This window comes from Cobetia sp. 10Alg 146 (genome assembly GCF_029846385.1).
Classification (GTDB): Bacteria; Pseudomonadota; Gammaproteobacteria; order Pseudomonadales; family Halomonadaceae; genus Cobetia; species Cobetia marina.
In genome coordinates this window covers 18,504-33,960 of sequence record NZ_JARWKT010000004.1, presented here as the reverse complement: position 1 = coordinate 33,960, position 15,457 = coordinate 18,504, and the positions used below count along the sequence as shown (strand labels likewise).

Annotated in this window: 11 protein-coding genes; 1 reads left to right on the top strand and 10 read right to left on the bottom strand. The window is 63.5% G+C overall.

Annotation, left to right across the window (positions count from 1 at the left end; genetic code table 11):
• Positions 1 to 129: 129 nt before the first annotated feature.
• The gene (dctP, locus tag QD172_RS08420; RefSeq protein WP_077376697.1) at positions 130 to 1,221 is read right to left on the bottom strand and encodes a TRAP transporter substrate-binding protein DctP; all 1,092 of its coding nucleotides are present in this window, start codon (positions 1,219 to 1,221) and stop codon (positions 130 to 132) included.
• A 726-nt stretch (positions 1,222 to 1,947) separates the two neighbouring features.
• Between dctP and QD172_RS08415 the strand changes: the two genes are divergently transcribed.
• Positions 1,948 to 2,895: a hypothetical protein gene (locus QD172_RS08415; protein ID WP_279855468.1), complete on the top strand. Its 948-nt coding sequence runs from the start codon at positions 1,948 to 1,950 to the stop codon at positions 2,893 to 2,895.
• Between the two features lie 20 nt (positions 2,896 to 2,915).
• On the opposite strand, the gene QD172_RS08410 is transcribed toward QD172_RS08415, so the two are convergent.
• The 9 genes from QD172_RS08410 to QD172_RS08370 form a co-directional block, all read right to left on the bottom strand.
• On the bottom strand, positions 2,916 to 3,368 hold the full coding sequence (locus QD172_RS08410) for an Lrp/AsnC family transcriptional regulator (protein ID WP_077376692.1): 453 nt from the start codon (positions 3,366 to 3,368) through the stop codon (positions 2,916 to 2,918).
• Between the two features lie 190 nt (positions 3,369 to 3,558).
• The gene (gene ushA / locus QD172_RS08405) at positions 3,559 to 5,274 is read right to left on the bottom strand and encodes a bifunctional UDP-sugar hydrolase/5'-nucleotidase UshA (protein ID WP_279855467.1); all 1,716 of its coding nucleotides are present in this window, start codon (positions 5,272 to 5,274) and stop codon (positions 3,559 to 3,561) included.
• 351 nt (positions 5,275 to 5,625) lie between these two features.
• The gene (locus QD172_RS08400; RefSeq protein WP_279855466.1) at positions 5,626 to 7,056 is read right to left on the bottom strand and encodes a solute carrier family 23 protein; all 1,431 of its coding nucleotides are present in this window, start codon (positions 7,054 to 7,056) and stop codon (positions 5,626 to 5,628) included.
• Positions 7,057 to 7,329: 273 nt separating this feature from the next.
• Positions 7,330 to 7,638: a putative quinol monooxygenase gene (locus QD172_RS08395; protein WP_084208749.1), complete on the bottom strand. Its 309-nt coding sequence runs from the start codon at positions 7,636 to 7,638 to the stop codon at positions 7,330 to 7,332.
• Between the two features lie 173 nt (positions 7,639 to 7,811).
• Positions 7,812 to 8,471, bottom strand: a complete 660-nt coding sequence (gene nfsB, locus QD172_RS08390; protein WP_077376681.1) for an oxygen-insensitive NAD(P)H nitroreductase — start codon at positions 8,469 to 8,471, stop codon at positions 7,812 to 7,814.
• Between the two features lie 186 nt (positions 8,472 to 8,657).
• Complete coding sequence (gene guaD, locus QD172_RS08385) at positions 8,658 to 10,202, bottom strand: guanine deaminase (RefSeq protein ID WP_279855464.1); 1,545 nt, start codon at positions 10,200 to 10,202, stop codon at positions 8,658 to 8,660.
• On the bottom strand, positions 10,199 to 11,197 hold the full coding sequence (xdhC, locus tag QD172_RS08380) for a xanthine dehydrogenase accessory protein XdhC (protein WP_279855463.1): 999 nt from the start codon (positions 11,195 to 11,197) through the stop codon (positions 10,199 to 10,201). The genes guaD and xdhC overlap by 4 nt, the downstream gene beginning before the upstream one ends.
• Entirely contained in the window at positions 11,194 to 13,608 is a 2,415-nt protein-coding gene (gene xdhB / locus QD172_RS08375) for a xanthine dehydrogenase molybdopterin binding subunit (protein ID WP_279855462.1), read from the bottom strand. Before xdhB ends, xdhC begins: the two co-directional genes overlap by 4 nt.
• Entirely contained in the window at positions 13,586 to 15,142 is a 1,557-nt protein-coding gene (locus tag QD172_RS08370) for an FAD binding domain-containing protein (RefSeq protein ID WP_279855461.1), read from the bottom strand. The genes xdhB and QD172_RS08370 overlap by 23 nt, the downstream gene beginning before the upstream one ends.
• Positions 15,143 to 15,457 lie beyond the last annotated feature (315 nt).

Below are 15,457 nucleotides of genomic sequence, written 5' to 3'. Positions count from 1 at the left end.
TCACGAACGCCACGACGGGACAGGCCGTGGCGTAGACAGGGGGAGCAGGGATGACACCAGCGGTGATCCGTTCTGGCACTGGGGGCGTGAGCCACAGGTACCGCCACGGGGGAGGTTCGATGTCAGCCGTCAGAGTGCCAGGAAGGTCTTCTCGCTGACGGCGGCCCATTCCTTGTGTTGATCGCGGAAGGCCATGAACGACTCGTGCACACGTGCAGTGTCCGGATCGGCGGCCGCCATGTCGGTCAGCGTCTTCTCGGTGACTTCCTTCAGGCGCGCCACCACGGAATCGGGCAATGGCTGAGCGGTGACGCCCTCGTTTTCCACCAGATCATTGAGCGCTTCAGCGTTCACCGACTCACACCAGGCCTGGCTCTCGACATTGCACGCCTGAGCGGCGGCCTTGACGATGGCCTGCAGGTCTTCCGGCAGACTCTCCCAGGCGGCCTTGTTGATCATCAGTTCTGTGACGTTGGTCGGCTCATGCCAGCCGGTGGTGTAGTAGTACTTGGCAGCCTTCTGAAGCCCCAGACGGCGGTCCTGATAGGGGCCGACGAATTCGGCGGCATCGATGACACCGCGTTCCAGCGCCGGGAATATCTCGCCGCCCGGCAACAGGCGCACGGCGACGCCCAGCTCGGCATAGACCTTGCCGGCAAGCCCCGGGATACGCATCTTCAGGCCTTTCAAGTCCTCCACCGTGTTGATCGGCTTGCGGAACCAGCCGGTCATCTGCACGCCGGTATTGCCCATCGGGAAGGCGATCAGTCCCTTGGGGGCGTACAGCTCATGCCACAGCTCCAGGCCGCCACCGTGATACAGCCAGGCATTCATGCCCTGGGTATTCATGCCGAAGGGGACGGTAGTGAAGTACTGGGCAGCGGGAATCTTGCCGGCCCAGAAATAGGCATTGCCGGCGTTCATCTCCACCACGCCACTGGCGACGGCATTGAAGCCTTCCAGTGCCGGTATCAGCTCACCGGCCGCGAAGTGCTGGATCTTCATGCGCCCGCCCGACATGGCTTCCACCTTGCGGCAGAAGTCGGTCGGGCTACCGGGGCCCTCGACATAGAAGGGCGATCCCGGGCCGTAGGCATTGGTCATCTTCCATTGATAGGTCTTGCTGGATTCCGCGCGCACGATGGCGGGCGCACCCATCACGAGTCCAGCGGTTGAGGTTGCCAGAGCGGCACCCAGGAACTTGCGACGATCGAATGTCATGGGAGGTTCTCCTGCGGACGGATGACCAGTAGTGCCCCTGCGGCGGTGGATGTGCGGATGCGGCAAGGGGAGCCTGTACGGCGTGCTGACATCGAGGTCAGCGATCTTGTTGTGTCGGTGTTTCTGCATGCTCTTGAGTAGCGATGTCTTTCATTTGTCAGTTTTGAGGCTGTCATTTGTCATCGCGCTACGAGGATGACTCTGCAAGCCGTGTGCCATTTCGCCACCTGAGAAATTTTTCCAATTATTTCAATGAAATATGTACAGGCAGAGGGCGCTGCTTTCCGTTGAGAATGCGCGCATGCGTCTCCGGAGTTGCACATGTGAGACCGTGGAGCCGCTGATGTGCGGAGTTCAGTGCCTGACAAATGTCAGAAGATCACGCCAATCGCGGCATTTGTTCATCGATAGCATCACGGAAGGTGACATCTGGCTCGCGAATGTGGGGTGGTGATGACCAATTGTCATGCTTGCCGCATTACGGTGCGCTTGAGTCATCGCGGTGCATTACCTCTGAGCGAGGCTGTCAGGAAAGGGCTTGGCACGAGAGGGCTGAGCGGTGCGTGGGCTGATAGGGACGGGCGCTGATAGGGACGGGGGCAGGGAGAAGAGAGAGCTGGGCGGAGCGAGCCGACAGGGACATGAATGGGGCCGGTGATTGCCGGGCGATGACGACAGTCAGCAAGCCCGGTGGCATCATGCGGCTTTGCCCTGTTGGAGCCTTGCATGTCACCTCATGATTCTGACGATTCCGCTTCTCCCACGCCGGCCACGTCTGCCGTCTCCTCCACGCCTTTCGCGAGACATGCTGGCGTGCGCCTGCCTGCCGCCCCCGGCGCACCCACTGACGCGCGAATACCCCGCGCCTTCCTGATCGCCATCCTGCTGGTAATAGCAGTGCTTGCCTGGTGGGAGTTGCCCCAGCAGTGGGCACGCGATGTCATCGATGCCACCCTGGGGCAGGCCTTCAGTGCCTTCGCCATCGCCAAGGGCCTGAACGCGACCATCTCGGTGCTGCAGTCCTCGACCATCGACCTGCAGGTATTTCAGGTCTCGCCCGGGGAGGCGCTGGACCCCGCCAATGACATGATCGAGCGCTTCTCGTGGGTGATGTTCGCGGCGACCGGCTCGCTGGCGCTGCAGAAATTGCTGCTGGGCATCTCCGGTTCCGTGATCATCAAGAGCATGACCACCGTGGCCTGCCTGCTGGCGGTGTTAGGCCTGCTGGCCGAGGGCAGGCGGACAGACAGCGAAGCAGGGCGCGTCCCTCCCTGGTGGCAGCAGGCACTCGTGCGCCTGGCGCTATGGGGCATCGCGCTGCGCTTTGCCGTGCTCAGTGTCGCGCTGGCCAGTGGTGCGGCAGGTCAGGCCTTTCTCGATGACAGCCGAGATGCGCAGATGGCGCAGCTGAGCGTGACGCAGCAGCAGCTGGCGGAAGTGGCGGACAAGCAGGTGGGAGGCGAGCACGAAGAGCGCAGCTGGTGGCAGCAGTTCAAGGGCAGCATGGAAGGCTGGGTCGGTGGGCCGATCACCAGTGTCACCGAGGGCTTTGATGCCATGACCGACAAGGTGATCGACCTCACCATGCTGTTCATCACCCAGACGGTGCTGTTCCCGCTGGGCTTTCTGTGGGTCACCATGCGCTTGCTGCGTGGGTTGGGTCGCATGCATTGATTCGCGACCCCGGCGCGTGCTTATAGCCGTGCGCCACCACGACGGTGCTTGACGCGTGTCATCAGCGACTTGCAGTCGACGGAGAGTATCTCGTCACGATTGAAGATATGTTCGCGCACGAAGCTGTCGAAGGCTTCGTAGCTGTCGGTGAGGGTGTGGATGTGCAGGCTTTTCAGGTCGCTCATGATGTAGAGGCTGACCACCTCGACACAGGCGGAAAGCTCCTCGGCGATGCGCTCGATGGCGCTGGGCGCGACGGTCAGGTCCACGAAGGTGGAGATGCCCTTGCCGAGCTTGTCCGGGTTGATGACGGCGGTGAACTGCTCGATCACGCCACTCTCGACCAATGCCTGGACCCGTGAGCGGGCATGGGCACGCGAGATGCCCAGCTTGCGGGCGATGTCGGCATAGGACATGCGGCCGTCCTTGATCAGCAGGTTGAGCAGTTCGCTGTCGGTGCGGTTGAGGTTCATGGGCCAGGGTCTCGACGGTCTTTGTGGTGGTGGTTCGCAAGGCTTATCAAACCTGTGCGATCCGCACTTGTATAGTCCGACGTCAGCCTCTGGTGAGGATATCCCGGCTCTGGAAACGACTACGGGACGCCTTGGCGTCCCGTAGTGGTCTATCTCATTCGATCACATCGCGTCGCGAACGCGTTGAGCGTCACTGATAGACGATCTCGCCCTTCGGGGCGTACGCCGAGACATCGATCGGGCTCTGCTCGGCAAGGTAGGCCTTGAGCACATCGGCATCGACGAAGCCGGTATCCAGGTAGCCCGGCAGGTCAGTGACCTTCGGATAGCCATCCCCGCCGGCGGCATTGAAGCTCGGGACGGTAAAGCGATATTGCGCGCTTCTGTCCAGGGGCTGGCCCTGGATCATCACGTCAGAGACGCTGCCCTCGGCCCGGTCGACCTGCATGCTGATACCGGCGAACTGGGCATAGGCGCCGGAGTCCACCGGCTGGGTCGCCACGGCATTTAGGTAGTCGAGCACCTCGCTGCCCGACATGCTGACGACCCCCACGGTGTTGCCGAAGGGCAGTACGGTCAGCACATCCTTGTAGGTGATCTCTCCTTCAGGCAATGAGGCGCGCACGCCACCTGAGTTCATCACGCCGAAGTCTGCCTTGCCGGCCTGCATGGCGGCGGTGGCGATCAGGCGGCCCAGATTGGTCTGGGCAAAGCGCACCACGTCGCGATCCCCCTCCAGCTTGCCGTTGCTCTGCGCGACGGTGACATTGAGCTGCGCCTGACCCTTCTCCTGATAGGGGCGCAGGAACTCGAGCAGCTCACTGTCCTCGGCGATTTCCTCCTTGACCAGCACCTTGTGACGCTCGCCGTTCACTTCGACGGTCTTCTTGAGGTTCACCGGGATCAACTGATAGTTGAGCATGGTCAGCTCGCCATTGCGGAACTCATAATCGGCACGCCCCACGTACTTGCCCCACTCGTGTGCCTGCACGATGTAGGTGCCGTTCTGACGGTCCGGCTGGCAATCATCGCCGGGCGCAAAGTCCGCCATCCGGTTGACGCCCTCCATGCACACCGGCTCCTGAGAGTGACCGCCGACGATCATGTCCAGCGCACCGGTGGGCAGGTAGCGCGCAAGCGTGACGTCGCCCGGCGCGTTGATGCCATGCTCGGCATTCTGATAATGCCCCATGTGGGTGACGGCGAAGATCAGGTCCGGCTGCTCGTGCTCGTTCAGTTGCTCGATGACCTTGCGTGCCTCTTCCTTGGGATCGCGAAACTCGAGATTGCTGAAGTATTCCGGGTTGCCGATGCGCACGGTGTCTTCGGTGGTCAGGCCGATCACCGCGATATGGACGCCGTCTTCATCGAAGATCCTGTAGGGCGCGAACAGACGCTCGCCGGTGGCCTTGTCGTAGATGTTGGCGGCCAGCATCGGGAAATCGGCCCAGTCGCGCTGCTTGAGCAGCACGTCCAGCGGGTTGTCGAATTCATGATTGCCCACCGCCATGGCGTCATAGCCGATGCGGTTCATGCCCTTGAAGTCGGGTTCGGCCTGCTGCAGATCGGACTCCGGCACGCCGGTATTGATGTCTCCGCCGGACAGCAGCAGCACGCTGCCACCCTCGGATTCCACTTCGGCGCGGATACGGTCGACCAGCGTCTTGCGCGCCGACATGCCGTATTCGCCATCGCTGCTGCGCCAGAAGCGACCGTGATGATCATTGGTGTGCAGCACCGTCAGGTGATAGGACGTGTCTGCCTGCCATTCATGGTCCTGATGGCTGGCGCAGGCGCTGAGCGTGCTCAGCAATGCAGCCCCTAGCAGGGTCTTCAGCGCCAGGCGCGAGCGGGGGGATGTGCGCAAGCCCGGCGCGTTTGATGAGGTGAGTCGAGTGTTCAGCATGAGCGATACGTTCCTTGTGTCTGGCTCCGAGGCGCTATGGCGCCTTCCAGCCTGAAAGTGCTGATTGTCAGGGTGCCGATTGCAAGACTGTTGATGAGAAAGCGCTTATGTCTAGTGGGTGAAGGGTAACCGATGGCAAGGCACACCGCTGTAAGAGTCTGTCTTGCCATTGTGGAGATTGGATGACCTGCTCAGGAAGTGCGAGCTGTGCGCCGCTTGCCTACGTCAGCGAATGGCGTGAAGAAGTGTGGCTGACCTGTAGAAGCGCGACTGGCCTCAAGAGGCGACCGACATGAAAAAACCGGCCAATGATGCGCCGGTTTTTTCATGTCTCATTGCGGCGCCTGCGGCTCAGGCGTGTTCCTGCTCCGCGCTGATGCTGTCGGTGGACTCACGCTCACTCGCTCTGGGATTGAACACCTCGGCATCTTCCATCTTCGGCAGCAGCAACTCGGCGAGGATGGCGGTCAGGCCGCCCATGGTGATCGGCGAGCGCAAGGCATCTGCGAAGGCCCCCGGAATCGCGTTCAGCACATCCGGTACCATGCCGACGCCCAGACCAAGCCCCAGGGCCAGCGCGATGATCATCATCTCGCGACGCCCGATGGGCTGCGCCATCAGGATGCGGATGCCGGAGACGGCGATCAGCGCGAACATCAGCGTGGTGGTGGCACCGAGCACCGGGCGCGGCATCTGCGTGAGCAGGGTGGCGATGAAGGGCGACAGGCCCAGCAACAGCAGGAAGCCCGCCACGTAGCGGCCCACATGGCGGCTGGCGATACCGGTCAGCTGGATCACGCCGGTGTTCTGACTGAAGGTGGTGTTGGGGAAGGTGCCGGCCAGCGCGCCGAGTGCGGAATTCAGGCCATCCCCGAGCACGCCGCCACGCAGACGCTTCTGATGCGTGTCGTCGTCCACGGCGAGCCCCGAGGCGCGTGCGCTGCCGGTGAGATCACCGACGGTCTCGATGGCGGTGATAATGAAGATGAAGGCCACTGGCAGGAAGGCGGCCAGCGAGAAGTCGAAGCCGGTATTCAACGTCGCCGGATGCGGCAGAGCGATCAGTGCGGCATCCGCCAGTTGTGGCGCATCGTACATGCCGCCCAGCGCCGCGATGATGCAGCCGACGGCCATGCCGATGAAGATGGAGGCGATTCTCAGCCACGGGTGACGCGAGACCTGACAGGCCAGTACCGTGATCAGCACGCAGCCGGCCAGCGCCAGATTGGCGGGGGCGCCGAAGTCCGCGGCACCGAAGCCGCCACCGATATCCGTCATGCCGACCTCGATCAGACTCAACCCGATCAGCATCACCACCACGCCCGTCACCACCGGTGTGATGACGCGCTTGAGCCATGGCAGCACCGTGCCCAATGCCATCTCGATCAGGCTGCCGGCCAGACAGGTGCCGAACAGTACTGCCAGCACCTGTTCGTCACTGGCATTCTGGCTGCGCGCGATCAGGCCGGCGGTGATCAAGGCCGACACGAAACTGAAGCTGGTGCCCTGGATGCTCAACAGCCCCGAACCGAATGGCCCCAGGCGCTGGGATTGAATCCAGGTGGCGATCCCGGAGACCACCAGCGCCATCGACAGCAGACTGGCGGTGTAGGCCTCGAGCGATAGCGCACTGGTGATGATCAATGTCGGTGCAATGATGCCCGCCAGACTAGCCAGCAGATGCTGGGCCCCGGCGAGCGCCGAGATGGGAACGGAGGGGCAGCTCTCGAGGCCGAGCAGTGGCTCGTCGATCCCCTTGTGCTGGGAGGAAGCTTGGGTCATGGGACGCTCCTTGTCGGCTCGCGGCAAATGCGGGAGGAATGGGCTGATGATCGAGGATGACGATGCGTGATCACGCCATGCGATTCGCGGGCGGGCAATTATAAGCAAGAAGTGAACCAATATCAGGTGTCTTTTGCTGTCACGACGTCTTGTCGCCGAGGCACTCGATGACTGGCCGGATAACGCAGGACCCCGCCGAGCGTGACTCGGCGGGGTCCTGGAATTGACGTCCCTGTGGCCCGGGCAAGCGGGTGCAGGGTCAAGCGGCTGGCGTCAGACTGTCAGCAGACGCTGGATCTTGAGGCCGATCTCGCCTTCCGCGAAGGCCCCCAGGAAGCCCTGGAAGTGCTCGGATGCCACGTGGGCTTCCAGCGCTTCTTCATCCCACCATTCCTCCAGTACCACGAAGTCGCCTTCCGGTACCGGCTCGCCTTCCTCGACCTGCTTGTCTACCGCGAAGAGTTCATATTGCAGACAGCCCTTGTCGGACTGACTCTTCTCGACCAGGTCGGCGAGAATGTCACGGGCCTTTTCCTGCTGGTCGGCGGGGAAGGTCAGAGTCGCGATAAGCTTGAGAGACATGGCATGAATCCTTTCGTGAACGAAAATGATGACGCGTGAAGCGGATGCCCCACGTGACCGGCAGACGATGGGACATGAGCAGAAACGGTGTCATGTCCGATGGGCGGATGCAATGCGGCAGGCACGGAGCCCCGTGGGGGAATGCGCTGCCCGCCGCTCGATGACCCCTGCGCTTACAGGCGAGTGAAGAGTTCGTCTGCCGGCAGACGGGACTTGGGCAGTTCCGCATTGAAGTCGTCAGCGGCGCGATAGCCAAGGCTCACGGCGACCAGGGCGTTGAAGCCTTTCTCGCGCAGCCCGAATTCGGCGTCCAGCGCCACCGGGTCGATACCTTCCAGCGGCACGGTGTCGATGTTCAGGCTGGAGGCGGCATACAGCAGGCTGCCGTAGTTGAGGTAAACCTGCTTGTCCATCCAGTGCTGCATGTCCTTGAGATCATGACGATGCAGGTCGATGAACAGACGACGCGCGCCGTCCATCATGGCGCTGAACTCGTCATCCTTCTTGAAGCGACCATCAGAGGCTTCGGTATCCAGCAGATGGTTCAGGTAGTCGTCGTCCAGGGTAGTGCGGGTGCAGAACAGCACGACGTGAGACGCATTGGTGATCTTCGGCGAGTTGAAGGCGTACTTGTCATCCGTACCGGCACGTGCGAAGCGCTGCTTGGCATCGTCAGACTCCAGCACCAGGAAGTGCCACGGCTGGGAATTGACGCTGGAAGCGCTCAGGCGCATCACGTTTTCCAGTTCCTGCCAGTCGGCGGCGCTGATCTTGCGCGCCGGATCGAAGGCCTTGGTGGAATAACGACGTTGCATGATGGCAGTGGGAGTCATGATGACGGACCTCGTAATGCGTCGGCACCTCTGAGGGTGCCCAGGACGTTGGGAGAAGATGGCGCCATCATAACGAGTGGACTCAGCGTTGAGTATCCATGTCTCACGCACCTTTATGATGAAAAAATGGCACCAATTCTATAAATTGGCACCATTTGTCAGCATGTTGTCACACCTGCGATGCCCTCAGGGCATTAATGCTTCCGCCTGTGGGCGTGTCTTCGCAGCGGTGTGATCACTCAGCAGCATGCCGTGCCGTTTGCGGCAGCGGCCCGCCACATGCACCTCGCGAATCGCGCGGTCATCCCCGAGCATCATCAGGGCGAACAGCACCTCCCCCAGCGGTACCTGCTGTGGCTGTCCCCAGCGGGTACGCCGCGCCAGCAAGTGAGTCGCCGTGGGGTCGAGCACGATCAAGTCCGCCTCCATCCCCGGACGCAGGTTGCCGACCTTGTCCTCCAGCCGCATGGCGCGCGCATTGCCCAGCGTCAATTGATAGAAGCCCTGCCAGGGCGTCAGTGGCTGGTTGGCACGTGACGCAAGCCCCGCTACATCATGGGCGACCGCACCGTGCAACTGACCGACCTGATAGGCTGCCTTGAGGCTCTCCAGCTGACACAGGCTGGAGCCACCGCCGACATCGGTGGCGATGCTGATGTTGATTCCCTGATGGCGGGCGCTGGCGCGATCGAACAGCCCGCTGCCGAGGAACAGGTTGGAGGTCGGACAGAAGGCGATGCTGGCGCCACGATCCGCGATGCGCTGGCGCATGCCATCGTCCAGGTGGATGCCGTGGGCGAAGGTGGTGCGCTCGTGACTCAGGCCGACATCCTCATAGACCGCCAGATAATCCCGAGCCTCGGGGAACAGTTCCGCCACCCACTTCACCTCATCGAGGTTCTCGGCCAGATGGGTCTGCAAGTGCAGGTCCGGCTGGCACTTGAGCAGTTGGCCGGCGGCCTTGAGTTGCTCAGGCGTCGAGGTCGGGGCGAAGCGCGGGGTCAGCACATAGCCGAGGCGATCACGCCCGTGCCAGTCCGCGATCAGCCGCTCATCGTCCTTGAGCGCGATGACGCCTGAATCGAGCAGTGCCGGCGGCGCATTGCGATCCATCATCACGCGACCGGCATGCACACGCATGTCGCGGCTCCGCGCGGCCCGGAACAGGGCATCGGCACTGCTGGCATGCGAGGTGGCAAACACCTGGGCACTGGTGGAGCCATGACGCAGCAGCTCATCAAGGAAGATCTCGGCGACCTCGGCGGCGTGCGCGGGGTCGGCAAAGCGCTGCTCGGCGGGGAAGGTGTAGGTATTCAGCCAGTCGATCAGGCAGTGACCATAGCTTGCGATGATATCCAGCTGCGGGAAGTGCACGTGGGTATCGATGAAGCCTGGCATCATCAGACCGGTGACGCTGTGCGGCGGGCTCAGGCGGACAAGCTCGTGCATGTCGCTGTGCGCGACAAGGGCGGAGCAGTCGCCCAGCGCCACCACCTTGCCGGCGTGCATCACCAGCAGGGCATCCGCGTAGTACTCGATGGCGGGGTCCCGCTCGCCTGACGCAAGTGTTCCTTGCGGGTCGTCCAGAGGCTCATCCAGGAAGTGCAGCAGGGCGCCACGCAACAGGCTGACGCTTTCTGGCGCCTTTGCGGCCGAGCGCAGCGCCGCCGTCAGTCGGCGGTCATCCAGGTGGCAGGCCACAGATAGCGGGGTGTCTTGGTCAGTCATCATTCGGCCTTCCGTGTCGGTTCTGTCTGGTGCATCGCGTCAGGGGCAAGGCGGGCGCGCAGCTGGCGGGCACCCTTGCGCGTCAGGCCATTGCCGTCCAGTGATGGGGGGTGTGACGAGGTCCGGGAGTTCGCGTCGTCGGTCTGTTGAGCGGCTTGGCTGGCCTGCAACTGAAGCAGTTCGGCCACCACCGCGATCGCGATCTCCTCGGGGCGTTTGCCCGGAATCCCCGGCACACCGATCGGGCAGCGAATGCGGGCGACCTCGTGCTCGTCGAGATCGCCGCGCAGGCGCTGGCGAAAGCGCGCCCACTTGCTGCTGGAGCCTATCAGCCCCAGCGAGGCCAGGTCATCACGCGGTGCAAGAGCCGCCACCAGCGCCTGGTCCTCGACGTGATCATGGGTCAATACCAGCACATGACTGCCCGCCCTTACTGGCAGCGAGTCGGAGGCCGGTGCCGCTTTCGAGAGCGGCAGGTCCGTCAGGATATTGAATGTCTGGCGCTGCACACGGCCCTCACTGCCCGCAGGAATCGTGGCGGACTCGAGCTGCTCGGCGCGTGAATCCCGCCAGTCGATCTGCCAGTCCAGCGGCGCCAGCAGGTGGACGATGGCCTGACCGACATGGCCGGCGCCGAACAGGGTCAGTCGTGGCGCAAGCGCCGGGTACAGCTCGATCAACACCTGCACGTGGCCGCCACAGCATTGCTGAGCATGCTGGCCCAGCGCGATCTCCTCGAGATGACAGCCCGACTGTCCCTGCGCCAGCATCGCTCGAGCGCGCTCCACCACCAGCTGCTCCAGCCGACCGCCGCCGAGGCTGTCGTGCAGCGTATCCGGGGTGATCAGCATCTTGCTGCCGGCACCTCGCGGGGCGGAGCCCGCCACCGTCACCACGGTGGCCAGGGCATGGGCCGTCAGCGCTGCCTGTGCCTCGGCGAGCGCCTGATACCAGCGGCTGGTCGCGGCACTCTTGATTGCACTCTTGATTGCACTCATGACGGCACCTGCGTTGGCTCTGCGCCGGCAGTGGCGTGCTGCTCCTGCCAATCACGCTGCTCACGCGCCGCCAGCATCACGCGCTCCGGCGTGGCCGGGGTATCCAGGCGCACTGCGCGGCGGTAGTCGGTCAACGAGGCCAGCGCATCGCGCAGCGCCGCCCACACGCTGATGGCGAGCATGAAGGGGGGCTCACCCACCGCCTTGGAGCGATAGATGCTGGCGGCCGAGTTGGGATGTCCTTCCAGCAGGCGTACCGTGATCGCGCCGTCGGGTACGTCGCTGATGGCGGGTATCTTGTAGGTGGCCGGGCCATCGGTCAGCAGGCGACCCTCCTCGTTCCACTTGAGTTCCTCCGTCGTCAGCCAGCCCATGCCCTGCACGAAGCCGCCTTCTATCTGACCGATGTCGATGGCCGGATTGAGCGAATCTCCCACGTCGTGCAGGATCTCGGCGCTTTCTAGGCGGTATTCGCCGCTCAAGGTATCGACGACCACTTCACACAGCGCCGCGCCGAAGGCGTAGTAGTAGAAGGGGTGTCCGGTGCCACTTTCGCGGTCGTAGTGGATGTCCGGGGTGGCATAGAAGCCCTTCTCGGAGAGCGAGATGCGTTCCAGATACGCCGCCTGGATCAGCTCCCCCCATGTCATCAGTACGCCGCTCGGGCCATGCAGTTCGCCATTGTCGAGGCTCAGGCTGGTGCGTGGCTGGGCGAGATGTTCGGCGGCGAAGTCGAGCAGGCGCGCCTTGAGGCGCAGGCAGGCATCACGTGTGGCCATGCCGTTGAGGTCCGCTCCCGAACTTGCCGCGGTCGGTGAGGTGTTGGGTACCTTGTCGGTGCGCGTGGCGGTGATGCGCACCCTGTCCACGCTCAGGCCCAGCTCACGGGCCGCGACCTGGGTGATCTTGGTGTGCAGGCCCTGGCCCATCTCGGTGCCGCCATGATTTACCTGCACGCTGCCATCGGTATAGACATGCACCAGGGCGCCGGCCTGATTGAGGTGCTTGGCGGTAAAGGAGATGCCGAACTTCACCGGCGTCAGCGCCAGCCCCTTCTTCACCACCGGATTGGCGGCATTGAAGGCGCGAATCTCGGCACGACGCGCCCAGTAGTCGCCCTGCGCCTCGAGCTGGTCGATCAGCGTGGTGAGCAGTGGGTACTGATTGACGTGCTGGCCATAATGCGTGGTCTCACGGCCTTCGCAGTAGAGGTTGCGCTTGCGGATCTCCAGCGGGTCGCGCCCCAGACGCCTTGCGATATCCTCCATGGCCGCCTCGATGGCGAGCATGCCCTGCGGACCACCGAAGCCGCGGAAGGCGGTGTTGGACGCCACGTTGGTGCGGGCACGGATACCGCGCACATGGGCATTGCCGAGGTAATAGGCGTTGTCGGCATGGAACATGGCGCGATCGACGATGGCATCCGACAGATCCGGCGAGTGGCCGCAGTCGCCGGTCAGCTCGATGATGGCGGTGTCGATGCGCCCGCTGTCATCGACACCGAACTGGTAGCGGTGATGGAAGGGATGGCGCTTGCCGGTCAGGCGCATGTCGTCATTGCGGGGCAGTCGCAGTCTGGCGGCCCGCCCCGTACGACGCGCCATCAGGGCTGCCAGACATGCCACCGGCGCGGCCTGGGTTTCCTTGCCGCCGAAGCCGCCTCCCATGCGACGGGTTTCCACCGTGATGGCATGGAAGGGCACGCCCAGCACCTCGGCGATCAGCTTCTGGACTTCACTGGGGTGCTGGGACGAGCTGTGCACCAGCATCTCGTCGTCTTCACCCGGCAAGGCCAGCGCTGCCTGGCTCTCCAGATAGAAGTGTTCCTGTCCACCGCTCTCAAGCTCGCCGTCCAATTGCCAGGCGGATCTGGCAAGTCGTTCGCTGACGCTTTCGCGTGTCGCTGCCCGGCCGTTGGCCAGACGTGCCTGGGTATGGGTCGGGCGCACCAGATCACCGCGACTGGCGGCCTGGCAGGGATCAAGCGTCAGTGGCAAGGGGGTCACCGCCACCTTGGCCAGTCGCGCCGCCTGACGCGCCGCCCGCTCGCTCTCGGCGGCAACCACGAACAGCGCCTGACCATGGTGACTGATGCGATCACTGACCAGCAGCGGGTCGCCGGGGAAGACCGGGCCGACATCGCGGTGGCCGGGGATGTCTGAAGCGCTGAGCACACAGACGACGCCGGGGGCGGCCCGCACCGCATCAAGAGCCAGGGAATCCAGAGTGGCATGCGCGACCTCGCTCATGCCGATGGCCAGGTGCAGCGTGCCTGCGGGGAGTGGCAGGTCGTCGACGTAGCGTGCCGTGCCACTGACGTGACGCTCGGCGCTCTCATGCTGATGTGACGGCGAAGCGTTCGTGGCCGGAGTGGCACTGGGGTCGGACTCAAGACTGTGCAAGGTACGCATCGAGGCTCTCCAGTGGCATGAGGGGGGCAGTCGCGTGACGTTCATTGTGGATTCGCTGCGCCACTCGGGGGACCAGATGGCTGGCAGCCAGCAGACGATACTCGCGGGAGCCACGCACGTCCGAGAGAGGCGAGAAATCGGCCTGGATGGCCTGCTCGATCCTGTGGCGAGTGAGGGTGTCGAGCTGGGCGGGCGTGAGTGATTCCAGCGTTTCACGGCTCAGGAGTGCCTCGAGATGCGGTGCACGTGCCGGAATGCCGGCCATGCCGCCGAAGGCGACTCGCCAGTGCTGAGCATGGCCACTGGCATCGCGCCGCCAGGCGAAGACCCCCAGCAGCGTGGAGATGTCATCATCCCGCCGTTTGGAAAGCTTGTGGACCGCCAGCCGCTGATTGTGAACCGGCCGCGGCAGGAAGAGGGAATGGATGATCTCGTCCGGCATCAATTGGGTGCGCTTGTAGTCGAGGAAGAAGTCCTCAAGCTTGAGGATGCGCTCCCCATCGACACTCATCAGCTGGAGATAGGCCTCCAGCGCGATCAACAGCGGCGGCATGTCCCCGATGGGTGAGGCGTTGCCGATGTTGCCGCCCAGCGTGCCGCGATTGCGGATCTGTTCACTGCCCAGGCGAGTGAGCAGCTCCGCGCCCTCGGGATAATGTTCACGCAGCAGTGGCATCAGCTGGCGGTAGGTCACCGCAGCGCCGATCCACCAGCCTGCCTGGCCGGCGTGTTCCCCTTCCTCGATGGTGCCAAGGGCCGCGACACGCGTGGTATCGATCAGTGCCGGGAAGTCACGCAGGCGTTGCGTGTATTCGAGCATCAGATCCGTGCCCCCCGCGATCAAGGGCGCCTGGGGATGTGCGGCGCGCAGCGCCAGCAGCTCTTCGAGACGGGTGGGACGATGGAAGGTGCTTGAGCCTTTCAGTTCGCTATCTCGCTCGCGACGGGACGCTGAATTCGCCTCGCCAGTGGCGGGCTGACAAGCTGCCTGCCCGGATGACAGCAGGGTGGCCGGCCCGAATTCTCCCTGCAGCAGGCGATGGGCAGCCTCGCGTATCGGTCGATAGCCTGTGCAGCGGCACAGATTGCCGCCCAGCGCATGGTCGATCATCTGATCGCGCCGCGCGGCATCGAGACTCTCGCCCTCTGCGGTGCGCAGCTGATGATCGGCGTGCAGCACCGCCAGGCTCATGGCGATGCCCGGGGTACAGAAGCCACATTGGCTGGCGTGGGTCGTCACCAGCGCTTGCTGCACCGGGGAGAGCGAGGAGGTGGCGGTCTCGTACCCCAGTCCCTCGATGGTGATCAACTCGCAATCCTGCAGCTGGTGGGCGGGCATCAGGCAGGCATTGACCGTCGTCATGGGCTGGCCCGGCACCTGCAAGGCAATCGTGCAGGCGCCGCAGTCACCGGACGCGCAGCCTTCCTTGGTGCCGGTATGCCCCAGAGAGGTGCGAAGGGCTTCAAGCGTTGTCGTTCCCGGTGCAGGCGCGGGCAGCTGACGCGCGTGTCCGTTCAAGGTGAAGTCGATCATGCAGGCATCCCGTCAGGTCGTCTTGTCATTGTGGTGCCTTCAGGCGTATGGCACAGCCGAATCTGGGCATTACGGGCCCGATTGGCGTCTTCGAGTGTCAATGTAACAGCTCATGTTGTATTTCTAGCAAGAATCTGACCAAATGGTCAGCCCATGGTGTGGTATTTTTGCGTGGGTGGCGCAAGTGCGCGTCAGGAGAGCGACGCATCGAGCGTATCGCGCCTGCCTGGGGTGAGCATTCTGACCACAGCATCGTGACGTGAGGCCGAAATCGAAGGTCATGTTCCGGTGCTGTGGTCAAGATGCTCGAACGAT

Excerpts from the sequence above, each read along its gene's own strand:
- dctP (WP_077376697.1), bottom strand. The coding sequence starts at position 1,221 with ATGACATTCGATCGTCGCAAGTTCCTGGGTGCCGCTCTGGCAACCTCA.
- QD172_RS08415 (WP_279855468.1), top strand. The coding sequence starts at position 1,948 with ATGTCACCTCATGATTCTGACGATTCCGCTTCTCCCACGCCGGCCACG.
- QD172_RS08410 (WP_077376692.1), bottom strand. The coding sequence starts at position 3,368 with ATGAACCTCAACCGCACCGACAGCGAACTGCTCAACCTGCTGATCAAG.
- ushA (WP_279855467.1), bottom strand. The coding sequence starts at position 5,274 with ATGCTGAACACTCGACTCACCTCATCAAACGCGCCGGGCTTGCGCACA.
- QD172_RS08400 (WP_279855466.1), bottom strand. The coding sequence starts at position 7,056 with ATGACCCAAGCTTCCTCCCAGCACAAGGGGATCGACGAGCCACTGCTC.
- QD172_RS08395 (WP_084208749.1), bottom strand. The coding sequence starts at position 7,638 with ATGTCTCTCAAGCTTATCGCGACTCTGACCTTCCCCGCCGACCAGCAG.
- nfsB (WP_077376681.1), bottom strand. The coding sequence starts at position 8,471 with ATGACTCCCACTGCCATCATGCAACGTCGTTATTCCACCAAGGCCTTC.
- guaD (WP_279855464.1), bottom strand. The coding sequence starts at position 10,202 with ATGATGACTGACCAAGACACCCCGCTATCTGTGGCCTGCCACCTGGAT.
- xdhC (WP_279855463.1), bottom strand. The coding sequence starts at position 11,197 with ATGAGTGCAATCAAGAGTGCAATCAAGAGTGCCGCGACCAGCCGCTGG.
- xdhB (WP_279855462.1), bottom strand. The coding sequence starts at position 13,608 with ATGCGTACCTTGCACAGTCTTGAGTCCGACCCCAGTGCCACTCCGGCC.
- QD172_RS08370 (WP_279855461.1), bottom strand. The coding sequence starts at position 15,142 with ATGATCGACTTCACCTTGAACGGACACGCGCGTCAGCTGCCCGCGCCT.